Annotated in this window: 24 protein-coding genes and 1 tRNA gene; 15 read left to right on the forward strand and 10 right to left on the reverse strand. The window is 72.9% G+C overall.

What is annotated here, in order from left to right; translation table 11 throughout:
- Position 1 precedes the first annotated feature (1 nt).
- From JX575_RS07120 to JX575_RS07130, 3 genes are all read left to right on the forward strand, one after another.
- The gene (locus tag JX575_RS07120; RefSeq protein ID WP_186341742.1) at positions 2-868 is read left to right on the forward strand and encodes an alpha/beta fold hydrolase; all 867 of its coding nucleotides are present in this window, start codon (positions 2-4) and stop codon (positions 866-868) included.
- A gap of 56 nt (positions 869-924) precedes the next feature.
- On the forward strand, positions 925-1,653 hold the full coding sequence (gene recO, locus JX575_RS07125; protein WP_186341743.1) for a DNA repair protein RecO: 729 nt from the start codon (positions 925-927) through the stop codon (positions 1,651-1,653).
- A gap of 297 nt (positions 1,654-1,950) precedes the next feature.
- Positions 1,951-2,736, forward strand: coding sequence for an isoprenyl transferase (locus JX575_RS07130; RefSeq protein ID WP_186341744.1), 786 nt, complete (start codon positions 1,951-1,953; stop codon positions 2,734-2,736).
- Here JX575_RS07130 and JX575_RS07135 read toward each other — a convergent pair.
- Genes JX575_RS07135 through JX575_RS07150 form a run of 4 tightly spaced genes read right to left on the reverse strand, consistent with a single transcriptional unit; the run spans position 2,733 to position 5,839 of the window.
- Positions 2,733-3,140 carry a transcriptional repressor gene (locus JX575_RS07135; protein ID WP_186341745.1) on the reverse strand — a complete coding sequence of 136 codons (408 nt, stop codon included), beginning with the start codon at positions 3,138-3,140 and terminating at the stop codon, positions 2,733-2,735. The two genes, JX575_RS07130 and JX575_RS07135, sit on opposite strands and share 4 nt — an antisense overlap.
- Positions 3,127-4,134 carry a metal ABC transporter permease gene (locus JX575_RS07140; protein WP_186341746.1) on the reverse strand — a complete coding sequence of 336 codons (1,008 nt, stop codon included), beginning with the start codon at positions 4,132-4,134 and terminating at the stop codon, positions 3,127-3,129. Before JX575_RS07140 ends, JX575_RS07135 begins: the two co-directional genes overlap by 14 nt.
- The gene (locus tag JX575_RS07145) at positions 4,131-4,913 is read right to left on the reverse strand and encodes an ABC transporter ATP-binding protein (RefSeq protein ID WP_241005373.1); all 783 of its coding nucleotides are present in this window, start codon (positions 4,911-4,913) and stop codon (positions 4,131-4,133) included. Before JX575_RS07145 ends, JX575_RS07140 begins: the two co-directional genes overlap by 4 nt.
- Complete coding sequence (locus tag JX575_RS07150; RefSeq protein WP_186341748.1) at positions 4,910-5,839, reverse strand: zinc ABC transporter substrate-binding protein; 930 nt, start codon at positions 5,837-5,839, stop codon at positions 4,910-4,912. The genes JX575_RS07145 and JX575_RS07150 overlap by 4 nt, the downstream gene beginning before the upstream one ends.
- 62 nt (positions 5,840-5,901) lie before the next feature.
- Between JX575_RS07150 and JX575_RS07155 the strand changes: the two genes are divergently transcribed.
- The 5 genes from JX575_RS07155 to JX575_RS07175 all read left to right on the forward strand — a co-directional run bounded on the left by JX575_RS07155 (position 5,902) and on the right by JX575_RS07175 (position 11,238).
- Positions 5,902-6,231: an antibiotic biosynthesis monooxygenase family protein gene (locus JX575_RS07155; RefSeq protein WP_186341749.1), complete on the forward strand. Its 330-nt coding sequence runs from the start codon at positions 5,902-5,904 to the stop codon at positions 6,229-6,231.
- 64 nt (positions 6,232-6,295) lie between these two features.
- Positions 6,296-7,696: a glycine--tRNA ligase gene (locus tag JX575_RS07160; RefSeq protein ID WP_186341750.1), complete on the forward strand. Its 1,401-nt coding sequence runs from the start codon at positions 6,296-6,298 to the stop codon at positions 7,694-7,696.
- Positions 7,697-7,762: 66 nt separating this feature from the next.
- Entirely contained in the window at positions 7,763-8,851 is a 1,089-nt protein-coding gene (locus JX575_RS07165; protein WP_186341751.1) for a hypothetical protein, read from the forward strand.
- 84 nt (positions 8,852-8,935) lie between these two features.
- A complete protein-coding gene (dusB, locus tag JX575_RS07170) occupies positions 8,936-10,075 on the forward strand; it encodes a tRNA dihydrouridine synthase DusB (RefSeq protein WP_186341752.1) in 1,140 nt (379 codons plus the stop codon).
- A 275-nt stretch (positions 10,076-10,350) separates the two neighbouring features.
- Positions 10,351-11,238, forward strand: a complete 888-nt coding sequence (locus JX575_RS07175) for an SH3 domain-containing protein (RefSeq protein WP_186341753.1) — start codon at positions 10,351-10,353, stop codon at positions 11,236-11,238.
- A gap of 43 nt (positions 11,239-11,281) precedes the next feature.
- Here the strand turns inward: JX575_RS07175 and JX575_RS07180 are convergent, their stop codons facing one another.
- Positions 11,282-11,776: a DUF5994 family protein gene (locus tag JX575_RS07180; protein WP_186341754.1), complete on the reverse strand. Its 495-nt coding sequence runs from the start codon at positions 11,774-11,776 to the stop codon at positions 11,282-11,284.
- A gap of 139 nt (positions 11,777-11,915) precedes the next feature.
- Here JX575_RS07180 and JX575_RS07185 point away from each other — a divergent pair, with 139 nt between their 5' ends.
- Positions 11,916-13,184 carry a deoxyguanosinetriphosphate triphosphohydrolase gene (locus JX575_RS07185; protein WP_186341755.1) on the forward strand — a complete coding sequence of 423 codons (1,269 nt, stop codon included), beginning with the start codon at positions 11,916-11,918 and terminating at the stop codon, positions 13,182-13,184.
- Between the two features lie 28 nt (positions 13,185-13,212).
- Here JX575_RS07185 and JX575_RS07190 read toward each other — a convergent pair whose 3' ends face one another.
- Genes JX575_RS07190 through JX575_RS07200 form a run of 3 tightly spaced genes read right to left on the reverse strand, consistent with a single transcriptional unit; the run spans position 13,213 to position 14,215 of the window.
- Positions 13,213-13,539, reverse strand: a complete 327-nt coding sequence (locus JX575_RS07190) for a YtxH domain-containing protein (protein ID WP_186341756.1) — start codon at positions 13,537-13,539, stop codon at positions 13,213-13,215.
- Between the two features lie 21 nt (positions 13,540-13,560).
- Positions 13,561-13,815 (reverse strand): DUF3618 domain-containing protein, encoded by a 255-nt coding sequence (locus tag JX575_RS07195; RefSeq protein ID WP_186341757.1) that lies wholly within the window; start codon positions 13,813-13,815, stop codon positions 13,561-13,563.
- On the reverse strand, positions 13,808-14,215 hold the full coding sequence (locus JX575_RS07200; protein WP_186341758.1) for a phage holin family protein: 408 nt from the start codon (positions 14,213-14,215) through the stop codon (positions 13,808-13,810). The genes JX575_RS07195 and JX575_RS07200 overlap by 8 nt, the downstream gene beginning before the upstream one ends.
- Before the next feature lie 138 nt (positions 14,216-14,353).
- On the opposite strand from JX575_RS07200, the gene dnaG reads away from it, so the two are divergent.
- The 5 genes from dnaG to JX575_RS07225 all read left to right on the forward strand — a co-directional run bounded on the left by dnaG (position 14,354) and on the right by JX575_RS07225 (position 18,711).
- Entirely contained in the window at positions 14,354-16,252 is a 1,899-nt protein-coding gene (dnaG, locus tag JX575_RS07205) for a DNA primase (protein ID WP_186341759.1), read from the forward strand.
- Positions 16,249-16,758, forward strand: coding sequence for a hypothetical protein (locus JX575_RS07210; RefSeq protein WP_206054549.1), 510 nt, complete (start codon positions 16,249-16,251; stop codon positions 16,756-16,758). Before dnaG ends, JX575_RS07210 begins: the two co-directional genes overlap by 4 nt.
- A 52-nt stretch (positions 16,759-16,810) precedes the next feature.
- A tRNA-Asn gene (locus JX575_RS07215) sits at positions 16,811-16,883 on the forward strand.
- Positions 16,884-17,028: 145 nt separating this feature from the next.
- Positions 17,029-17,757, forward strand: coding sequence for a GAF and ANTAR domain-containing protein (locus JX575_RS07220; protein WP_186341760.1), 729 nt, complete (start codon positions 17,029-17,031; stop codon positions 17,755-17,757).
- Positions 17,758-17,850: 93 nt separating this feature from the next.
- Positions 17,851-18,711, forward strand: coding sequence for a hypothetical protein (locus tag JX575_RS07225; RefSeq protein WP_186341761.1), 861 nt, complete (start codon positions 17,851-17,853; stop codon positions 18,709-18,711).
- On the opposite strand, the gene JX575_RS07230 is transcribed toward JX575_RS07225, so the two are convergent.
- Complete coding sequence (locus JX575_RS07230; RefSeq protein WP_186341762.1) at positions 18,665-19,417, reverse strand: PIG-L deacetylase family protein; 753 nt, start codon at positions 19,415-19,417, stop codon at positions 18,665-18,667. The two genes, JX575_RS07225 and JX575_RS07230, sit on opposite strands and share 47 nt — an antisense overlap.
- Before the next feature lie 67 nt (positions 19,418-19,484).
- Here JX575_RS07230 and JX575_RS07235 point away from each other — a divergent pair, with 67 nt between their 5' ends.
- The gene (locus tag JX575_RS07235; RefSeq protein WP_186341763.1) at positions 19,485-20,687 is read left to right on the forward strand and encodes a sulfite oxidase; all 1,203 of its coding nucleotides are present in this window, start codon (positions 19,485-19,487) and stop codon (positions 20,685-20,687) included.
- Between the two features lie 16 nt (positions 20,688-20,703).
- Here the strand turns inward: JX575_RS07235 and JX575_RS07240 are convergent, their stop codons facing one another.
- Positions 20,704-22,002 (reverse strand): DUF1501 domain-containing protein, encoded by a 1,299-nt coding sequence (locus tag JX575_RS07240; RefSeq protein WP_206054550.1) that lies wholly within the window; start codon positions 22,000-22,002, stop codon positions 20,704-20,706.
- Position 22,003: the final 1 nt, after the last annotated feature.

Here is a 22,003-nt window from a genome sequence, read left to right on the forward strand (position 1 = left end):
CATGGTGGTCAGCGAGCGGGTCGGCCAGTTCTTCGTCGAGTCCGACGGCGGGCGCGACCGACTGGAGTACACCGAGTACGGCTCGGGCGACGACTGGGTGGTGCTGCTGCACGGGCTGCTCATGCCGCGGCGGATGCAGCAGCCGCTGGCCCGGGCGATGGCCGTGCGGGGGCTGCACGTGGTGACGCTCGACCTGCTGGGCCACGGCCGCTCGGACCAGCCGGCCGACCCGCTCGTCTACTCGATGACGTCCTTCGGCGAGCAGGTGGTGGAGCTGCTCGACCACCTCGGCGCCGACCAGGCGGTCATCGGCGGCACGTCGCTGGGCGCCAACGTCTCGCTCGAGGTGGCGGTCATCGCGCCCGAGCGGGTGCGGGGTCTGCTCGTGGAGATGCCGGTGCTCAACAACGCGCTGGTGGCCGGCGTCCTCGCGTTCGTCCCCATCATGCTGGCCGCGCGCTACCTCCCGGTCACCGCCAACACCGTGCAGCGGCTGGCGCGGTCGGTGCCTCGTGGCATCGTCCCGTTCTGGGCGGGGATCGGGCTCGACACCCTCGACCACCGCGCCGATGCCGTCGCCTCGGTGCTCCACGGGGTCATCTTCGGTCGCATCGCCCCGTCGTCGAGCCAGCGCCGCCGGATCCAGGCCCCGGTGCTCCTCATCGGCCACCCGGTCGACCCGATCCACCCCTTCGTCGACGCCGACATGCTGGCCGCCGAGCTGCCCCACGCACGCCTGGAGCGGGCGTCCTCCATCCTCGAGTGGCGCCTGCGCCCCGAGCGGCTCACCGCCGCCGCGACCGACTTCGCCCTGGACTGCTGGAGCGACCAGCCGGCCACGAGCGACTCCGGTTCCCGGACACGCTGACGCGCCGCGCGGCGTCCGGCAGGCTCCGGACGCAGCCGGTGGGGGACAATGGACGGGTGCCCCTCTACCGCGACGAGGCGGTCGTGCTCCGCACCCACAAGCTGGGCGAGGCCGACCGCATCATCACCCTGCTGACGCGTCAGCACGGGCGCGTGCGCGCGGTCGCCAAGGGCGTGCGGCGTACGACGTCGCGCTGGGGCTCGCGCCTCGAGCCGTTCACCCACGTCGACCTCCAGCTCGCCGAGGGCCGCAGCCTCGACGTGATCACCCAGGCCGAGACCCTCGACCCGTTCCATGCCCGGCTTGGGCTCGACTACGACCGCTACACCGCCGGCACCGTGATGCTCGAGACCGCCGAGCGGCTGGTCACGGAGGAGAAGGAGCCGGCGGTGCAGCAGTTCCTGCTGCTCGTGGGTGGCCTGCGCGCGATGGCCGGCGGCGAGCACCCGGCCAAGCAGGTGCTCGACTCCTACCTCCTGCGCTCGCTGTCGGTCGCCGGCTACGCGCCGTCGTTCGACCACTGCGTCCAGTGCGGCGTCGAGGGCCCGCACCGCTTCTTCAACCCCTCCGCCGGTGGCGTGCTGTGCGCCTCCGACCGGCTGCCGGGCTCGGCCACCCCCGCCGCCGAGACGGTGCTGGTGCTGGGCGCCCTCCTCGTCGGCGACTGGCCGGTCGTCCACGCCGCCGACCCGCGCCACCTGCGCGAGGCGAGCAACCTCGTCTCGGCCTACCTCGCCTGGCACCTCGAGCGCGGCCTGCGCTCGATGGCCTATGTCGAGCGCTGACCGGCCGATCGACTCGCCTGGGCTGACGTCAGGGGAATCCGCGGTGCGAACCGCGAGATCTCATGACGCCCGCGTTGCGCTGGCCCTTGAGTCTCCCAGCGACTCAAGGCCCAGTGCCGGCTGCCCGACTCTGCGACACGCCCGGGATGCGCGTTGAGTCTCTGGGCGACTCAGAGTCCAGCGTGCGGCAGGGGCGGCCCGCGACACGCCCGGGATGCGCGTTGAGTCTCTGGGCGACTCAGGGTCCAGCCCGGCCGGCTCGGCGCTCGGACGGGCCGCCGTTCTAGGCTCTCCACCGTGAAGCGAGAGGTGAGGCCGCCGACACCGCATCCGAGTGGGGCGACGCCGCCGCAGGTGCAGCGCGACCTGGTGCCCGAGCACGTCGCGATCATCATGGACGGCAACGGCCGGTGGGCCAAGCAGCGCGGGCTCCCGCGCACCAAGGGGCACGAGGAGGGCGAGAGCACGCTCTTCGACGTCGTCGAGGGAGCCATCGAGATCGGAGTGAAGGCGATCTCCGCCTACGCGTTCTCCACCGAGAACTGGTCGCGCTCGCCCGACGAGGTGCGCTTCCTGATGGGGTTCAACCGCGACGTGATCAGACGCCGCCGCGACGAGATGCACGAGCTCGGCGTACGGGTGCGGTGGGCGGGCCGCGCGCCGCGGCTGTGGAAGTCGGTGATCAGGGAGCTCCAGGTCGCCGAGGAGATGACCAAGGACAACGACGTCCTGACCCTGACGATGTGCGTCAACTACGGCGGCCGGGCCGAGCTCGCCGACGCCGCCCGCTCGATCGGCCGCGAGGTCGCCGCTGGACGGCTGAATCCCGACAAGATCGACGAGAGGACCTTCGCTCGTCACCTCTACGTCCCCGAGCTGCCCGACGCCGACCTCGTCTGGCGCACGTCGGGGGAGCAGCGGCTGTCCAACTTCATGCTCTGGCAGGCGGCCTACAGCGAGATGGTCTTCACCAACGTGCTGTGGCCCGACGTCGACCGGCGCCACCTGTGGTCGGCCATCGAGACCTACGCCAGCCGGGACCGGCGCTACGGCGGCGCCCTGCCCAACGAGCAGCAGGGCTAGCGGCAGGCCGGGCAGGTCCCGAAGATCTCCAGCGTGTGGCTGATGTCGGCGAACCCGTGCTCGGTCGCGATCGCGTTGGTCCAGCGTTCCACGGCCGGGCCCTCGACCTCCACGGTCGCGCCGCAGGCGCGGCAGACGAGGTGGTGGTGGTGCGTGTCGGAGCACCTGCGCCAGATCGCCTCGCCGTCCTCGTTGCGCAGCATGTCGACCTCGCCGGTGTCCGCCAGCGCGGCCAGGGTGCGATAGACGGTCGCCAGCCCCACCGAGTCGCCCTGTCGTGAGATCAGGTCGTGGATCTCCTGCGCGCTGCGGAAGTCGTCGAACCCGGCCAGCGCGGCCGCCACCGCGCGACGCTGGCGGGTGGGCCGCACCGAGGGCCGCGGGCTCGGGTCAGTGCTCGTCATAGTGCTCTCCGTGGGCGGCGTGGCGGTGGCCGTCGTGCACGTAGTCGACGTGGTCGTCGTGCGGCACCGCGGGGTGGCCGCAGTCCGTGCCGTGCTCGTGCGGGTGCTCGTCGGTGACGGTGTGGTCTGCGACCGTCACGCTGGGGAACGGCGAGTGGAGCCGCCGCCGGCGTCGCAGCCACACGCCGATCGGCCACGTCGAGGCGAACATCACGAGGGCCAGCAGCACGATGGTGGGCCCCGGGGCCACCGTCGCGCGGAACGACAGGGCGGCGCTCAGCAGCAGTCCGCCGAGGGCGGCCAGGACGCCGACCACCATCGCCCCGGCGATGGTCGTGCGGAAGGAGCGGGCGAGCTGCTGAGCGGTGGCGACCGGCACCACCATGAGTGCCGAGACCAGGAGCAGGCCGACCGTGCGCATCGCGACGGTGACCGTCACCGCGGCCAGCACGGCGACGAGCAGGTTGTAGAAGCGCACCCTCAGTCCCGCGACCCGGGCGAAGTCGGGGTCGCTCGCGACGGCGAAGAGCTGGGGGAGCAGGCCCAGGGTCGCCCCGAGCAGCACCACGGTCAGGCCGAGGGTGAACCACACGTCGCCGGCGGTGATGCTGGTCAACGAGCCGAAGAGGAACTCCTGGAGCCGTGCCGCGCCCTGACCGGCGAGCCCGGTGATCAGCACGCCGCCCGCCAGGCCGCCGTAGAAGAGCAGCGCCAGGGCGACGTCGCCGTTGGTGTGGCCGCGCTCGCGGATGAACTCGATGAGCACCGCGCCGAGAACGGCGACCAGCACGGCCGTCCAGGTCGGCGAGGTGTTGGTCAGCAGGCCGATGGCCACGCCGGTCACGGCCACGTGGCCGATGCCGTCACCGAGGAGGGCGAGGCGCCGCTGGACGAGGAACGTGCCGATGGCGGGTGCGGCCAGGCCCGTGAGCAGCGCGGCGAGCAGCGCGCGCTGCATGAAGGGCAACGAGAACAGGTCGAGGAACTCGCTCATCGTCCGCCGCCCAGCCCGTCGAGCGGTGAGCCCACGTGGGGGACGTGGTCGTGGGTGCCGTCCACCGGGTGGTGGTGGCCGTGTGCGTCCTCCTCGTCGAGGGCGGGGCCGTCGTAGGCGATGCGCCCGTCGCGCATCACCACGGCGCGGTCGATGAGCGGCGCCATCGGGCCGAGCTCGTGGGCGACCAGCACGATCGTGGCTCCCCGGTCCTTGAAGGTGGCGAGCGCGTCGGCCAGGGCGCGCTGGTTCTCCAGGTCGACCCCCGCGGTCGGCTCGTCCAGCACCAGGAGGTCGGGCTGCCCGGCGAGCGCGCGGGCGATGAGGACGCGCTGCTGCTGCCCGCCGCTGAGCTGCGAGACGCCGACGCCGGCGCGGTCGGCGAGGCCGACGACGTCGATCGCGTCGGTGACGGCCTGCCGGTCCTGGCGCGACATGGGGCGGAAGAGCCGGCGGCGGGTGATGCGCCCGGACGCGACGACCTCCCACACGGTCGCGGGCACCCCGCTCGCCGCGGACGGCCGCTGCGGCACGTAGCCGACGCGGTGCCAGTCGCGGAAGTCGTCGAACGGCGTGCCGAAGAGGTCGACGGCGCCGCCGGTCAGCGGCAGCAGGCCGGTGATCGCGCGTACGAGCGTCGACTTGCCGGAGCCGTTGGCGCCCATCAGCGCCACGAACTCACCGGGCTCGACGGTGAGCTCGATCCCGCGCAGGATCGGGCGGCCGCCGATGGCGACCGACCCGCCGCGGACCGCGACCGGAGGGGGCCCTGCGCTCACCGGCATCCGTTGGCCTTGCGGAGTGCCTCGAGGTTGTGGCCCATGAGGGAAAGGTAGTCGTCGTCGGCCGTGTCGTCGGAGAGGCCTTCGATCGGGTCGAGCACAGCGGTCGCGAGCCCGAGGTCGCCGGCGAGGGAGTCGGCCATCTTGCTGCTGGCGAGCCGCTCGGAGAACACCGTGGTGATGCCCTCCTCCCGGATCAGCTCCTGCAGCCGGGCCAGGTCGGCGGGGGTCGGCTCGGCGTCGGGGGAGAGGCCGGCGATCGCCTCGAACTGCAGGCCGTAGCGGGAGAGGTAGGAGAACGCCTCGTGGCTGACGACGGTGGTGGTGCGCGCGCACTCGGCCAGGCCGTCGGCGTACTGCTGGTCGAGGGCCTCCAGCTCCTCGCGCAGCGCCGCCGCGTTGTCCCGGTAGGTCGCCGCCCGGTCGGGGTCGATCTCGGCGAGCTGCTCGGCCACGGCGTCGCCGAGGTCGGCCATCAGGAGCGGGTCGAGCCAGAAGTGCGGGTCGAGCTCGCCGTGGTCGTGGCCGGCCTCGTCGTGCGCGTGGTCGTGGTCGGAGGTCGGCATGAGCTCGAGCACCTCGGCGGCGTCGAGCACCGCGGCATCGCCGGCGTTGGCCTCGACGGTGGCGTCGACGGCGGGCTGGAAGTCGTGCTCGAGCACGACGAGGTCGGCCTCGGCGACGGCCGCGGTCTGCCGGATGTCGAGGGAGAGGTCGTGCGGCTCCGAGCCCGGCGCGGTGAGGTTGGTGACGTCCCAGTCGTCGCCGGCCACCTCTTCGGTCACCCACGCCAGGGGGTAGAACGCGGCGACGGCGGAGTGCCTGCTCCCGTCGCTCCCGCTCGTGTCGCCCGACCCGCCGCAGGCGGCGAGCAGGGCGGTGGAGGCGAGGGTGGCGGCGAGGGCGAGGGGCCGAGGCGACATGAGAACGATTCTCACGCCGGTTGAGAACCATTGTCAAAACCGTGCACCTCTAGGCTGGTGGCGTGCTCGTCGTCACCCGCCTCCGCGTCCCACGTCCCGACCCCGCCGCCGAGGCCGAGCTGCGCAGCGGTCTACTCCGCGCCCGCGACATCCTCGCCGCGAAGCCCGGGTGGATCGGCGGCGAGGTGGGCCGCAACGTCGACGACCCGGCGCTGTGGGTGCTCACCACCCGCTGGGAGAACGTCGGCTCCTACCGGCGGGCACTCGGCTCCTACGAGGGCAAGATGCACATCCAGCCGCTGATGGTGCACGCGGTCGACGAGCCCAGCGCGTACGAGGTGGTCGAGGAGGGGACCGACCTCAACGAGGCGCAGCCGCGCTCGATAGGCTGAGCGCTCGTTCGCGCGAGCCGGCAGCCAGCCGGCCCGACCTGCTCCCACCCCGAGGAAACCCACCGTGGCCAAGCCCGCCCCGACCGCCCTGGACAACGTCGTCTCCCTCGCCAAGCGCCGAGGTTTCGTCTACCCGTGCGGTGAGATCTACGGCGGCACCAAGTCGGCCTGGGACTACGGCCCGCTCGGCGTGGAGCTCAAGGAGAACATCAAGCGCCAGTGGTGGAAGTTCATGGTCACCCGCCGCGACGACGTCGTCGGCCTCGACTCCAGCGTCATCCTGCCCACGCGCACCTGGGAGGCCTCCGGCCACCTGAGCACGTTCAGCGACCCCCTGGTGGAGTGCCAGTCCTGCCACAAGCGGTTCCGCGAGGACCACCTGCAGGAGGACCACGCGGCCAAGAAGGGCATCGACGACCCCGACACCGTCGACATCAACGAGTCGGTCGCCTGCCCCAACTGCGGCACCCGCAACGCGTGGACCGAGCCGCGCAACTTCAACATGATGCTCAAGACCTACCTCGGCGTCATCGAGGACGAGTCCGGCCTGCACTACCTGCGGCCCGAGACCGCGCAGGGCATCTTCCTCAACTTCGCCAACGTGGTGACCTCGAGCCGCCAGAAGCCGCCCTTCGGCATCGCCCAGATGGGCAAGAGCTTCCGCAACGAGATCACGCCGGGCAACTTCATCTTCCGCACCCGCGAGTTCGAGCAGATGGAGATGGAGTTCTTCGTCAAGCCCGGCGAGGACGAGGAGTGGTTCCGCTACTGGATCGAGGAGCGCACCCGCTGGTACGTCGACCTCGGCATCGACCCGGCCAACCTGCGCCACTACGAGCACCCGAAGGAGAAGCTGTCCCACTACTCCAAGGGCACGACCGACATCGAGTACCGCTTCGGGTTCTCGGGTCGTGACTTCGAGGAGCTCGAGGGCATCGCCAACCGCACCGACTTCGACCTCAAGCAGCACAGCGAGTTCTCCGGCAAGGACCTGTCCTACTACGACCAGGCCGCCGACGAGCGCTACGTGCCCTACGTCATCGAGCCCGCGGCCGGCCTGACCCGGTCGCTGATGGCGTTCCTCATCGACGCCTACACCGAGGACGAGGCCCCCAACACCAAGGGTGGCGTCGACAAGCGCGTCGTGCTCAAGCTCGACCCGCGCCTGGCGCCGGTGAAGGTCGCGGTGCTGCCGCTGAGCCGCAACTCCGACCTCTCGCCCAAGGCCAAGGCGCTCGCCGCCGAGCTGCGGCAGAACTGGAACGTCGAGTTCGACGACTCCGGTGCCATCGGCCGGCGCTACCGCCGCCAGGACGAGATCGGCACCCCGTTCTGCGTGACCGTCGACTTCGAGACCCTCGACGACGACGCGGTCACCGTCCGCGAGCGCGACACCATGGCGCAGGAGCGGGTCAGCCTGGACGGCATCAGCCGCTACTTCGCGGAGAAGCTGCTCGGCTGCTGAGGGTCCCCGCGCCCATGAGGTGTGGCAGTGTGGGCGATGACCCACACGCACGCATCGGGGGATGTCATGGGAGCTCGCGCGCGACTGCTCGCACTCACGCTGCTCGTCGGGCTCGCGCCCGGCGCAGTGGCCTCCGCGGCCTCGGCACCGCCTCAGGTCGTGACGGCCCGCGCGGACGATCCGCCGACCCGCACGATCACGCCCATGCGGCTCCCGCGCGGGAGCGACGCCCGGCTCGACCACATGCAGGACGGCGTGATCCACACCGCCGGCGGCGACACGCTGTCGATCCGCACGCCCGCCAACGGCGAGCAGCGGATGCTGCTGGGGGAGAGCCGCATGGGCTGGCTCGTCGCCGTGCGCAAGGGCTACCTCGGCCGCGTCGTCGCGATCCGGAAGGGCAAGGCCCCGCAGGAGGTGCGGCACACCCGCACCACGACCTACGGCCAAGGTGACGCGGCGATCGGCTGGCTGCTGTCCCGCGACGGCGAGATGCTCGTCTCCACGACGTACGACCGCGGCGGCGGCACGAGCAGCGTGCTGACCCTGGCCGGGGACTACCTCGGTGGCCGCTACAGCAGCAGCTACTTCACCCCCTTCGACGCCGACGCCGGCCACATCGCGACCTGGGGGGAGGACAAGCACTACCGCCTGCGGGTCATGGACTGGGTGCCGCGCACGTCGCGCACCGAGATCGCACGGAACGCCACCTGGGTCTCGCTGCGCGACGACCTGATGTTCGTGCGCACGACCGGGCGGCTCTACGGCCCGAGCCCGATCTCGGCGCCCGTCGAGCCCGCGTGGGCCGCGCCGTTCTCGCCGCTCGCGATCTCGCCTGACGGCGAGACCGCCGTGGGGCTGCGGATCTCCGGCTCGGGGTTCAACAGCCCCGCCGTCCTCGACGTGCGCCGGATGAGCGACGGTGCCCTGCTCGACTCGATCGCCTTCGGGCGCAGGATCACCGAGGACAGCTGGTCGATCACCTCCGAGCACGAGCAGACGGCCGCGTGGGAGGGCAACCGGCGCTTCGTCTTCCAGCTGCCCGCGCGCGGTGGTGCGGTGCTCGTGCGCTGCGACCTCGCGCAGTCGTGCCAGCGCGCGTCGGACGTCGGGGGCAACATCTCGTTCCCGCACGAGTCCTTCATGTGGTGGTGAGCCTCGCAGTAGGGGTGGCGATCATGGCCGGGGCCGAAGCCGCCTGATTTGGGCCCGGACGGCCCGCGCTCGGAGAATGGGCCCATGCCCGCCGTGCCCGACTCCCTCACGCTGGGGTCGCTGCGCGTGGAGACGCCGGTCGTGCTGGCGCCGATGGCCGGCATCACCAACGCCGCCTACCGCCGCCTGTGCGCCGAGCAGGGCGCGGGCCTCTACGTCTGCGAGATGATCACCAGCCGGGGTCTCGTCGAGGGTGACGAGACGACGAGGAAGATGCTCGTCTTCGACGACCTCGAGTCGGTCCGCTCGGTGCAGCTCTACGGCACCGACCCCGTCTACGTCGGCAAGGCCGTGGAGATCCTCTGCGCCGACTTCGGGGTCTCGCACGTCGACCTCAACTTCGGCTGCCCCGTGCCCAAGGTGACCCGCAAGGGTGGCGGGGGAGCGCTGCCGTGGAAGCGCGGCCTGCTCGGCGAGGTGCTCGAGCACGCGGTCGCCGCGGCGGCGCCGTACGACGTCCCGGTGACGATGAAGACCCGCAAGGGCCTCGACGACGACCACCTGACCTACCTCGACGCCGGGCGCATCGCCCAGGAGACCGGCGTCGCGGCCATCGCCCTGCACGGGCGCACGGTCCAGCAGGCCTACTCCGGCCAGGCCGACTGGGACGCCATCGCCGCGCTCGTCGACCACGTCGACATCCCCGTGCTGGGCAACGGCGACATCTGGGAGGCGGCAGACGCGCTGCGGATGGTCGAGCAGACCGGCGCCGCGGGCGTCGTCGTGGGCCGCGGCTGCCTCGGCCGACCCTGGCTCTTCCGCGACCTGGCCGCTGCCTTCCACGGCGAGGCCGTCGCGACCCTGCCGAGGCTCGGCGAGGTGAAGGCGATGATGCGCCGCCACGCCGAGCTGCTCTCCGAGCACATGGGCCAGGAGCGGGGCTGCAAGGAGTTCCGCAAGCACATCGCCTGGTACCTCAAGGGCTTCCCGGCCGGGGGCGAGCTGCGCCACCAGCTGGCCCTGGTCGACTCGCTGGCCTCGCTCGACGTGCTGCTCGACGGCCTCGACGATGACGCGCCGTTCCCTGCTCGCGAGCTGGGCACGCCGCGGGGCCGCCAGGGTGCGCCACGCAAGAAGGTCGTGCTCCCCGAGGGGTGGCTCGACGACACCGACGGGCGCGGGGCGCAGCTGCGCGAGGACGCCGACGAGGCCACCGGCGGCTGAGCCCCGGTGGGGTCGGCGTATGCGCGCATCCGTAGGGGTGAGTCGGAACACGCCGAAATTAACTGGGGGAGATTGGGACAGGCCGAGAATCCTGTGCTTCACTCGATGATCCGCGTCGACGTGGGCACGAGTCCTTCCCCTGGTTCCACCTCGTGGTTCGGCGCACCGTCCCCCGTCAGCAAGTGCAAAGGATCAGCGCTGTGGCTCAGCATCGCCACAAGCGGGAAGCCCCTGCTATCTCCCCCCGTCCGTCCCGAGTCCCCCGTTCCGTCCTGGTGTCCGCGCCGCTCGCCGTGGTGGCGACGTTGTCCGCGGTGACCATGGGCGTCCTCGCCGCAGCGCCGGCGAGCCCCGATGACAGCCTGCTCGCGGCCTCCGGCACGTCGTCGGCCACCACCGACCAGGCCGACAACGCCGCGGCCGGCTCCTCGGCGGCGGGCGCCACGGCGCTCAGCCGCCGCAGCGGGACCCCCGTGTCCCGCTCGCAGATCCGTCACGCGGCCAGGGCCGAGGCTGCCGCCCGCGAGGACATGAGCGTGGACCGCAAGGCCCGCCGGCTCGCCAAGAGGCTCGACGACACGATGTGGACCACCGCGCCGCTCAACCTCTGGGAGGGCCCGTCGGACAAGGCGGACAAGCTCGGCCTGGTCGCGGCGCTGAAGCGGGTCTCCATCACCGGTCGCCAGCAGCTCGGTCGCGCCCAGATCGTCGTCGACGGTCAGTCGCGCTGGGTCACCGCCGACTACCTCAGCCAGAAGAAGCCGAAGCCCGAGAAGGTCGTCGAGGCCAAGCGGGCCGCCTCCGGCCCGAGCCTGGGCGGATCCTGCGCCAACGGCTCCTCGATCGAGGCCGGGCGCGCGTCGCTCCACGAGATCCACGAGGTGGTCTGCGCCAACTGGCCCTCGATCACCAGCTACGGCACGTGGCGCGGCGACGGCGAGCACGGCCAGGGCCGCGCGATCGACATCATGGTCAGCGGCGCCACCGGCTGGGCGATCGCCGACTTCCTGCGCGCCAACTACGGCGCGCTGGGGATCGAGTACATCATCTACGCCCAGAAGATCTGGTCGGTGGAGCGCTCCGGCGAGGGGTGGCGCGCGATGTCCGACCGCGGGTCGGTCACCGCCAACCACTACGACCACGTGCACGTCACGGTCTACTGACGGATCCCGGCACCTGGGTCCGGCCGCGAGGCTCGGCCCGGGATCAGGTCCAGCGGTCGCGCGGGTCCACGTCCGGGCTGTCGGTGACCGTGCGGATCAGCTCGAGCGCCGAGTGGGCGTTGCCCGCCGTCGCGGCCGCGAGGAGTGCCTCCTCGCCCTGGTAGTCGGTGAGCTCGGCCGGCACCACCAGCACGCGCAGCAGCGTGCGGTTGGAGGTGCTGAGGTGGGCGACGTGGCTGTCGTCGGTGGTGAACGAGCCGACCCTCACCAGGCCGCGGGCGACCTGGACGGTGCGCGGTCGCGTCCCCCAGTCGGAGGGCGAGACGCGCACCTGGGTGATCCGGCCCAGGTCGACCGGGAACTGGTCGACGAGCAGGCGCAGCTCGCTGCCGAGGTCGCGGGTGCGCGGCCACCAGCCGCCGTCGAGGGCGTTGCGCCCGAGGTGCTGGGCCAGCCGCAGCCGCACCGGTGCCTCGGTCTCCTCGACCATCTGGTCCAGGGTGTCGCGCGCGTGCTGGGAACTGTCCGGCGTCGTCATGACGTCCGCCTCTCGACCGGGAAGGCCTGCCTGGTGGCAGCCGGGTCACCGGTCCTTCCCCGCCAGCCTACGCGGTCGCCTCCCTCGATGTGGGCGGGTGTCGGCGGACGGCAGGGGGCGTCGCTAGGCTGACCGGCCGATGAGCATCGAGGATCTCTACGACGACGCGGCGCGCGAGCGCATCGTCGCCGAGCCGCCCAAGCGGGTCGACGCGCCCGTGCGCCTGGCGTTCGAGCGCGACCGGGCGCGCGTGGTGCACGCCGCGGCGTCGCGGCGCCTGGCCGCCAAGACCCAGGTGGTCGGCCCGCAGACCGACGACTTCGTCCGCAACCGGCTCACCCACAGCCTCGAGGTGGCGCAGATCGCCCGTGACCTGGCCCGCGCCATCGGCACCCACCCGGACATCACCGAGACGGCCGCGCTGGCCCACGACCTGGGCCACCCCCCGTTCGGCCACAACGGCGAGCGGGTGCTCGCCGAGCTGAGCGGCGACTGCGGCGGGTTCGAGGGCAACGCCCAGACCCTGCGGCTGCTCACCCGGCTGGAGTCGAAGACCTTCGACGCCGACGGCCGATCGGTCGGCCTCAACCTGACCCGGGCGACCCTCGACGCCTGCACGAAGTATCCGTGGTCTCGCACGGAGGCCACCGGCCCGCACGGCGTGCACGCCGACGGCACCCCACGGGTGGTCGTCAAGTTCGGCGTCTACGACGACGACCGGCCGGTCTTCGACTGGGTGCGCGCCGGCGTGCCGGGCAGGCGCCGCTGCCTGGAGGCGCAGGTGATGGACCTCGCCGACGACGTCGCCTACTCGGTGCACGACGTGGAGGACGGCATCGTGGCGGGCCGCCTCGACCTCACCCGCCTCGACCGCGACGCCCTGTGGGAGACCGTGCGCTCGTGGTACCTCCCCGGCGCGGATGACGCGGCGCTCGACGCCGCGCTGGCCGGACTGCGCGCCGTCGGGAGCTGGCCGCGGTCGTCCTACGACGGGAGCCGGCGCAGCCTCGCCGCCATCAAGAACCTCACCAGCGACCTCATCGGGCGCTTCTGCGGCAGCGTCCAGCAGGCGACGTTCGCCGCGACCGACGGGGAGCCGCCGGTGCGCCACCGCGCCGACCTCGTCGTCCCGGAGGCGACCGAGGTCGAGATCGGGGTGCTCAAGGGCATCGCGGCCCACTACGTGATGCAGGCCGACGACCGGGTGGTGCTGATGGAGCGCCAGCGTGAGCTCGTCGCCGAGCTCGTCGAGCGGATCTGGGTGCGCGGCGCCGCCGCGCTCGACCGGGTCTTCGTCGAGGACTGGGAGCGGGCAGGCGACGACGCCGGCCGGCGACGCGTGGTCATCGACCAGGTCGCGTCGCTGACCGACGCCAGTGCCGTGACCCGCCACGCGGCGCTCGGCTGAGCGGCCTGCGCGGCGGGTCGGGGACGGGCTACGGCAGGTCGCCCTGCGGGTAGGGGTCGTCCTGCCGGGCGGTGCTGTCGGGGTGGAGCTGGTCCTCGAGGTCGGAGCGGTGCCCGCCGTTGTTCGACGGGGTGACCTTGTCGGCGGCGGTGCCGGCGACCGAGGCGACCTTGTCCTTCACCACCGGAGCCTTGTCCTTGGCGAGGTCGGCGGCCTGGTGAGCCTTCTCCTGCACCCGCGGGTCCTCCTTGACCCGGGTGGCCGTCCTCTTGATCTGTTCGTAGCGTTCCCTGCCGGCGCGGGCGCCGAGCACGTAGCCGACACCTCCGGCGACGAGCAGCATGAGCTTCTTCATGGTTCTCCCTTCCCTGGTCGGTCAGTGGGCGCCGCGGCGCCGCCAGAGCAGCAGCACCACGGCCATCGCCACGAGCGACGCGGCGGCCGCGAGCACCTCGGTGCGCGGCTCGCCCGTCTCGGTGGTGGCGGAGTCCTTCAGCGAGGCGAGCTTCTGGCGCGCCTGCGACTTCACGTCGAGCTTGGCCGTCAGCTCGTCGACGGTGTGCGCGAGCTGCTCGCGCTGCAGCGCGATCTCGGCCTCCAGCTCCTCGGGCGTCTTCTGCTGATCATCCACGGTGCTCACCCTTCACGGTCGCGATGTCCTCCTTGACGCCCTGGATCGCCTTCTCGGGGGCCGGCGGCCCGGCCTCGGCGACCTTGCTCCTGCCGATCAGCCCTGCCACGGCAGCGGCGGCGAGCAGGACCAGCGCCACGATGAGCGCGGCGAGCCAGGCGTCGACGACGTGGGCGAGGCCGAGGATCGCGGTGGCGACCAGCGAGCCGAGGGCGAAGAAGGCGAGCAGCCCGGCGACGCTGAACATGCCGATCCCGACGCCGGCCCGTTTGCCCTTCTGAGTGACCTCGGCCTGCGCTAGGCGGATCTCCGAGCGGACCAGCTCTGGGATCTGCTCGGACAGCTGGTGGACGAGCGCTCCGAGAGTCTGACTCTCTGGCGCTCCGTGCTGAGCAGTCATGCGTCGACCTTGGCAGACCCACCGGGCCCACACCAGCGCCGTACGCCCCAAGGGGTGGCCGGTCCCGCGCGCGAGCCCGTCGCGGGGGTTGTGGAGACCCCGCGGTGGGCGTGGGAGCCCGCCCGTAGACTCCCCGGCGTGGCAGGCCGGATACGCGACGACGACATCGCCGAGGTGCGCGAGAAGGCGCGGATCGACGACGTGGTGTCCGGCTACGTCACGCTCAAGCGCGCCGGCGGCGGCTCGCTGAAGGGCCTGTGCCCGTTCCACGACGAGAAGACCCCGTCGTTCAACGTCAATCCGGCCCGCCAGTTCTTCCACTGCTTCGGGTGCGGAGAGGGCGGCGACGTCATCTCGTTCCTGATGAAGGTCGACGGGCTCACCTTCACCGAGTCGGTGGAGCGGCTCGCGGAGAAGTTCGGCGTCCAGCTGCGCCGCGAGGACGGAGACGACCAGCCCGCCCGCCCCCGGGGCCCCTCGCGCGGCCGGCTGATCGAGGCGCACAAGGTGGCCCAGGAGTTCTACGCCGAGCAACTGGGCGGTCCCGACGCCGTCGTGGCGCGCCAGTTCCTCCACGAGCGTGGCTTCGACCAGGCCGCGGCGGAGATGTTCGGTGTGGGCTTCGCCCCCCGCGACGGCGAGGCGCTGGTGCGCCACCTGCGCGGGCGACGGTTCACCGACGAGGAGCAGGTCGCGGCCGGTCTGGCCGCGCTCGGGCGCTCGGCCTACGACCGCTTCCGTGGCCGGCTGGTGTGGCCGATCCGCGAGGCCAACGGCGACACCATCGGCTTCGGCGCCCGGCGCATCTTCGACGACGACCGCATCGAGGCGAAGTACCTCAACACCTCCGAGACCGCGATCTACAAGAAGAGCCAGGTGCTCTACGGCATCGACCTGGCCCGCACCGCGATGAAGGACAGCCAGCAGGCGGTGGTCGTCGAGGGCTACACCGACGTGATGGCGTGCCACCTCGCGGGCGTCACGACGGCGGTCGCCTCGTGCGGCACGGCGTTCGGCCAGGACCACGCCCGCGTGCTGCGCCGGTTCCTCGGCGACCACGGCTCCTCCGGCGGCGAGGTGATCTTCACCTTCGACGGCGACTCCGCCGGGCAGAAGGCCGCGATGAAGGTGCTCGAGAGCGACCAGGTCTTCGCCTCGCAGACCTACGTCGCCGTCGCGCCCGAGGGGATGGACCCCTGCGACCTGCGGCTGCGGGAGGGCGACGAGGCGGTGCGCGAGCTGGTCGCCAAGCGCCAGCCGCTCTACCGCTTCGCGCTCGGCAACATCCTCGCCCGCTACGACCTCGACCGCGCCGACGGCCGGGTCGACGCGCTGCGCGACGCGGCCGGGCTGGTCGCGAGCATCCGCGACCGGACCAAGGTCGACTCCTTCTCCCGCGAGCTCGCCCACATGGTCGGCATGGACGTCGACGAGGTGCGCGCCGAGGTCCGCCGGGCCGCCAGCCGGCCCCCGCGCACCGATGACCGGCGCACCTCCCGCGTCCCGGAGGCCGCCCCGGCCGAGCCGGCCCGGCCCGCCCTGCCGAGCCTGTCCGACCCGCGGTTCCTGATCGAGCGCGAGATGCTCAAGCTCGTCATCCAGCACCCCGCCGGGGTGGGGCGCACCACCGCCCACGTGACCACCGACGACTTCACCCACCCCACCTTCCAGGGCGTGTGGGCCGCCGTCACCGCCGCAGGCGGCCCGGCCGGCGCCGGCGACGACCCGGGGTGGGCCGCCCGGGTGCGAGCGGCGGCCACCGACCCCGCCGTGATCGCCGCCGTCACCGAGCTCGGCGTCGAGCCGGTGCGCGGCACCTCCGACCCCACCCCGACGTTCGCCGTGGCCTACGTCTACCGACTCCAGGAGCTCACCACGTCCCGCCGCATCGCCGACGTCAAGGCCCGTCTCCAGCGCACCAACCCGGTCGAGCAGGCGCTCGACTACAACCGCATGTTCGGCGAGCTCGTGGTCCTCGAGCAGCACCGCCGACGGCTGCGCGAGGGCGCCGTCGGCCAGCCGGGAGGACAGTCGTGAGCAGGTGGCGCCGCCGCGGACCGCGCGCGTCCGTCGAGGTCGCGCCGGGGGAGCGGGTGCTCGCCACGGCGATCGCGACCGACGGCACGGTGCTTGCCGGCACCCGCGACGCGTTCTACGTCGTCGACGGCTCGGGCGGGTCCCGTCGGGTGCCGTGGGAGCAGGTCGAGGCCGCCGGCTGGGACCTCGACACCGAGACGTTCCGGCTCACCGAGGTGGGCAGCTGGGGCGAGGAGCGGCCCGTCCACACCGCCGTCCTCGACGAGCCCGGACGGCTCCTCGAGCTGGTCCACGAGCGGGTCACGGCGAGCGTGGTGCTGCAGCGCCACGTCTCGCTCGACGGGCGTCGTGCCCTGCGGGTGATCGCGCGGCGCGCCCCGTCCGGGGCGGGGGGCGTGCAGTGGGTCTACGAGTACGACGAGGGCGTCGACCCCGACGACCCGCTGGTCCGCGTCGCCGCCCGCGAGGCCCTGGAGCTGGCTCGGCGCGATGTCGGCCTGCCCTGATTTCGCCCGCGTACTCTGGGCTTGCTAAGGTTTCGCCTCGCTGCACAAGCGATCCCCTGTAGCTCAACTGGCAGAGCATTCGGCTGTTAACCGGAGGGTTGTTGGTTCGAGTCCAACCGGGGGAGCGTCCACCGCCTCCGACCTGTTCCGACAGGTCGGAGGCGGTTCTGCGTCCGGCCCGGGACGAGTGGCCGGGCGCGGCGAGGCCCGCGTCACCGGTCCGTCGATACGATGCGTGAGGGGTCGTGGGACTCGGAGAGAAGGCCGTACATGGATCGTCAGGAGTTCGGCCGACGCCTTGCCGACGCCGCCAGGGGGATGTCGGGCAACCAGGGACCCGGCGACACGGTGCGGCGCATCGCCGAGATGGCCGTCGAGCTCATCGATGCCTGCGACGTCGCCGGTGTCTGCGTGCTGCGCTCGTCGCGCCACGACACCTGCGCGCACTCCCATGTCTCGCTCCAGCTCATGGACGACCTGCAGCACGACCTCGCCGAGGGGCCGGCCATGGAGGACGCCCCGACCGCCGACGTGGTCGCCGTGCCCGACCTGGCCGGGGACGCGCCGTGGCCCCGGTGGGCGGCCGGCGTGGTCGAGCGCACCGGGGTCCGCTCCTACCTGGGCTTCCGGCTGTTCGTCGAGCGCGACAGCATCGGGATGCTCAACCTCTACGCCTACGAGCCCGGCGCGTTCGACCACGACGACCGCCTCGACGGCCTCGTCGTGGCCGCCCACGCAGCCGTGGCCCTCAGCGCCACGGTGCAGCACGACCAGATGCACACGGCGATCAGCAGCCGCCAGCTGATCGGCGAGGCCACCGGCATCCTGCGCGAGCGCTTCTCGCTGACCTCGGAGCAGGCGTTCGCCGTGCTCAAGCGGCTCTCCTCCCAGCACAACATCAAGCTCTTCGCCGTCGCCCAGCACGTGGTCGAGACGGGCACCCTGCCGGGCTCGACCACCTCGATCACCTCGACGGCCTCCGCCACCCCGACCACCTAGCGCCGGTTGCCGTGGCGTAACGCTTTCGCCGCCCCGTGTGAACTGTGCGTTACGCCGCTCGCGGAGGGTCGCGCGCTGCGTCAGGGTGGTGCCATGTGCGCAGACCGGGTGCCGAGCGGGCAGGGGACGGCCGAGTTCGTCGTACGCCCCGACGGGACGCTGGTCGGCGACGACGGCGCCGCGGGCGCGGTGGCGGCCGCGCTGCCCTACACCGGGCGGCTGGCGCGGCGAGCGGGGGAGCTCCTCGACGTGGGCGACCTGCGGGCGATGGAGGCGTCCGGCCTGCGCCGCTTCGTCGTCGGCGTGACGTGGACCCCCGCCGGGGAGGGCACCTACCGGGCGGTGGCGACTCCCGCCGGGCCCCGCGAGGTGCCGACCTACACCGTGGTGGGAGCCGCCGACACGTCGTCGGCGCTCGCCCACTGCGTCTCCCGGATGACGGCGATCGACGGGGTGCGGTGGAGCGCTGTCGTCACGGCCGCCTCGCGCGTCGTCGCCGTGTCCGGCCATGACGGGTCGGACCAGCTCGCCGACGTGGGCAACCGGATGCTCGCCATCCTGCGCTCGCTGGAGGACCAGAGCGCCGCCGGGTTCGTGCGGCTGCGCTTCGAGCAGGGCGCCGTGGTGGGCGCCTCGCTGGGGCGCCACGCCCTGGTCGCCCAGACGGACGTCACCGACGACGACGCGCTCCTGGCGATGGTCGACGAGGTGCGTGCGGTCCTCGCGGGCCACGACCTGTCCACGGCGTCGGCGCCGGTCGTCCCGGACAGCGGGGCCGCTGCGCCAGCCCAGGAGGAGGCCGCGCCGGTGGCGCCGAGCCCGCCGCCCCTGGTGGGCGCCCGGTTCGCCGGGGCGGGGGAACGCGAGCCCCGCGCGCCGCGCCGCCGGCGGTTCGGCCGCCAGTCGCTCAGCCCCACCCCATCGCAAACACCTCGAAGGTCGACGCGTGCGTGACGCCGATGCCCTGGCCGCCGGCGCGGAGGATGCCGTCGAGGAACTCCTCGGGGTCCCAGCCCTCCCACCCGAGGCCCTCGATGTAGGCCCTGTGCTCCTTCAGTGACGCCACCCCCGCCGCGAAGGTGTCGGTGACGTCGACGGCGTGCGTCGCCTGCGGTGACCCGCCCACCCACACCGCCCCGACGCCGCCCCACGGCTCGAGGCCGTCGGTGAGCTGCTCGGGGAACACCCACCGGTTGCCCGCGTCGCGCACGGCGTCGAGGAGCGCCTTGCCGACGGCGATGTGGTCGGCCTGGTTGAGCCGGGTGCCGCCGAAGGTGTCGCGGAAGTTGATGGTCAGGGCGACGTCCGGTCGCTGCTCGCGGACCACCTTCGCCAGCGCGCGCCGCAGCTCCACGCCGTACTCCAGGATCCCGTCGGGGAGGCGGAGGAACACCACCTCGTCGACGCCGACCGTGGCGGCCGAGGCGATCTCCTCCGCCTCGCGCAGGGGACCGCACTCGTCGGGGTGCAGGCCGTCGATCCCGGCCTCCCCGCTGGTCACCATGCAGTAGACGACCTTCTTGCCCTGCCCGGTCCAGCGGGCGACCGCCGCCGCCGAGCCGTACTCGATGTCGTCGGGGTGCGCCACGACGAACAACGCGGTCTCCCAGTCCTCGGGGAGCGGCTCGTAGGCGGGGGGCTCGGGTCGGGTGTCGGTCATGGGGGGAGCATGACACCGCGACGTGTTGTCTAGTCAAATAGGTCACTTACTCGTATATGGTCCGTCCATGACCTCGATCACGCCCACCCGTCGTGGCTTCCTCACCGCCGCCGCCGCGGCCGCCGGCCTCGCGGCCGCGCCGCCCGCCCTCTGGCGCACCGGCTCCGCCTTCGCGGCGTCCCCCTTCGTGCTCAAGCCGACGCCGCCGGCCTGGTTCACCGACTTCGGCACCAACGCCGAGATGCTCTGGAGCTCGGTCGACCCCGGGCGCTACCTCACGCCGCAGTCGCGTCTGTTCGTGCGAAACCACACGCGCACGCCCGTGATCGACCGCTCGACCTACGCGCTCCGGGTGCACGGCGACGGGCTGGCCACCCCGCGCACCGAGGCCCAGGCGCTGAGCCTCTCCTACGCCGACCTCCGGCGGCTGCCGCGCCACGAGCTCACCGCCGTGCTCGAGTGCACGGGCAACGGCCGCAGCCTGTTCCGCGACCAGCAGGGGCAGTCGGTGTCCGGCACCTCGTGGGGGCTGGGTGCCGTCGGGACGGTGCGGTGGAGCGGCGTACGCCTGCGCGACGTGCTGGCCGCGGTGGGGCTGTCCCCGGATGCGGTGTCGATCCAGGCGACGGGACTGGACGACCCGTTCGTCTCCGGCGGCACCGACTACGGCCGCGTGCGACGCCCGTTCCCGGTCGCGAAGGCGCTCGACGACGCCCTCCTGGCGTGGGGCATGAACGGCGAGGACCTGCTGCCCGACCACGGCTACCCGCTGCGCCTCGTGCTCCCGGGGTGGGTGGGCATCGCGAGCATCAAGTGGCTCGGCTCGCTCGAGGTCTCCACGACCGAGCTGACGTCGCCGTGGAACACCACCTTCTACCGGATGACCGGGCCCGAGTGGCCGGCCGACTCCCCGCCGCTGACCGTCAACCCGGTGCGCTCGGCGTGGGAGCTCGCCCGCGACCAGGTGCTGCCGGCGCGCCCGGTCACCCTGACCGGGCGGTCGTGGAGCGGCGCCGGCCGGATCAGTCGCGTCTCGGTGAGCCTGGACGGCGGCGCCAGCTGGCGCCCCGCCGTCCTCGACCGGCGCTCGCGCCAGGAGGAGGGCTGGACGCAGTGGTCGGTGCGCTGGGCCCGCCCGCGGCCCGGGCGCCACGAGCTGCTCGCACGTGCCACTGACGACCAGGGGCGCACGCAGCCGCTCGCGGCCGTCCACAACACGCAGGGCTACTTCTTCGACGCCGTGGTGCGCCACCCCGTACGCGTCGCGTGAGCCCGCCGTCCGCGGGTCAGGCCATCACGCCGACTGCCTGCGGGGCGAAGCCGGGGAACACCTGGGCGACCGAGACCCCGAACCGTCTGGTCACGACCTCGGCCAGCACGCTGCGGTAGTCGGTGGTGACGAGCACGTCGGCGTCGAGCGTGTCCTGCAGGCCCGGCCAGGAGCCGTAGTACTGCCCGCCGCGGACGCCGGCGCCGGCGACGAACATGACGTTGCCGAAGCCGTGGTCGGTGCCGTAGTCGTCGTTCTCCTTCACCCGGCGGCCGAACTCGCTGAGGGTGACGAGGGTGACCCGGTCCGCGGCGGGGCCGAGGTCGGCGAAGAACGCCGCGATCGAGCTCGCCAGGTCGCCGGCGTTGCGCCGCATGTCGCCCCACTCGAGCGTGCCGGCGTCGGTGTGCATGTCCCAGTCGCCCTGGTCGACGGTGATCACCTCGGCGGCGACGCCGGAGCGCACGATCCGGGAGACGTCGGAGAGCGCCTTGCCGAGTCCGCTGGACGGGAACGCCGGGGTGGGCGTGCCGGCCGTGGTCTCGCGCGCCGCACCGAAGGACTGGACCCCGGAGATCGCGTCGCGCACGGCTCGTCCCATGGGGCTGCTGCCCTTCCAGGCGTGGGACAGCGAGGCCAGCCGGCGCCCGTCCGCCTCGGCACCGGCGACCTTGGCCTGGTCGACGCGGCTGACCACGAACGCGGGCTGGGTGCCGAACAGCGACGTCGGCACCTGGTTGCCCATCGCGGTGCCCTGCAGGGGCGTCGTGCCGGGCAGCTCGCCGAGGAGCCGGTTGAGCCACCCCGTGCGCTCGCTCGATCCCGGGGCGGCGTCCTCGATGGCCTCCATCGCCGCGAAGTGCGACCGGTTGGGCGTCGCCATGCCGGTGGCGTGCACGGCCGCGAGCGATCCGGCCTCCCACATCGGCAGCAGCGGGGCGAGGGCGGGGTGCAGCCCGAACATCGCGTCGGCCGCCAGGAGCGACGGGGCGGCGATGGCGAGCCGGGGGCGCGCGGCGTAGTAGACCGGGTCGCCGTGCGGGACGACGAGCGAGAGCCCGTCGGCCGCGCCGCGCAGCGAGAGCAGCACCAGCACGGAGCCGCCGGGCATGGCCAGCGACGACGCCGACCGGCCGGTGACGGCGTACGCACGGGGACCCGCGCCGGACAGCGAGGGGCCGAGCGCGACGGCACCGCCGGCGAGGGCGGTGCCCAGCAGCGAGCGCCGGCTCAGCGCCATCCGGGCCTGGTCGTAGTCGGGGCATCCGCACGAGCGGGGCGACGCCGCGCCGGACGGGGTGTGGGGATCAGTCATG

This window comes from Nocardioides sp. zg-1228 (assembly GCF_017086465.1).
In the GTDB taxonomy this organism is placed as follows: domain Bacteria; phylum Actinomycetota; class Actinomycetes; order Propionibacteriales; family Nocardioidaceae; genus Nocardioides.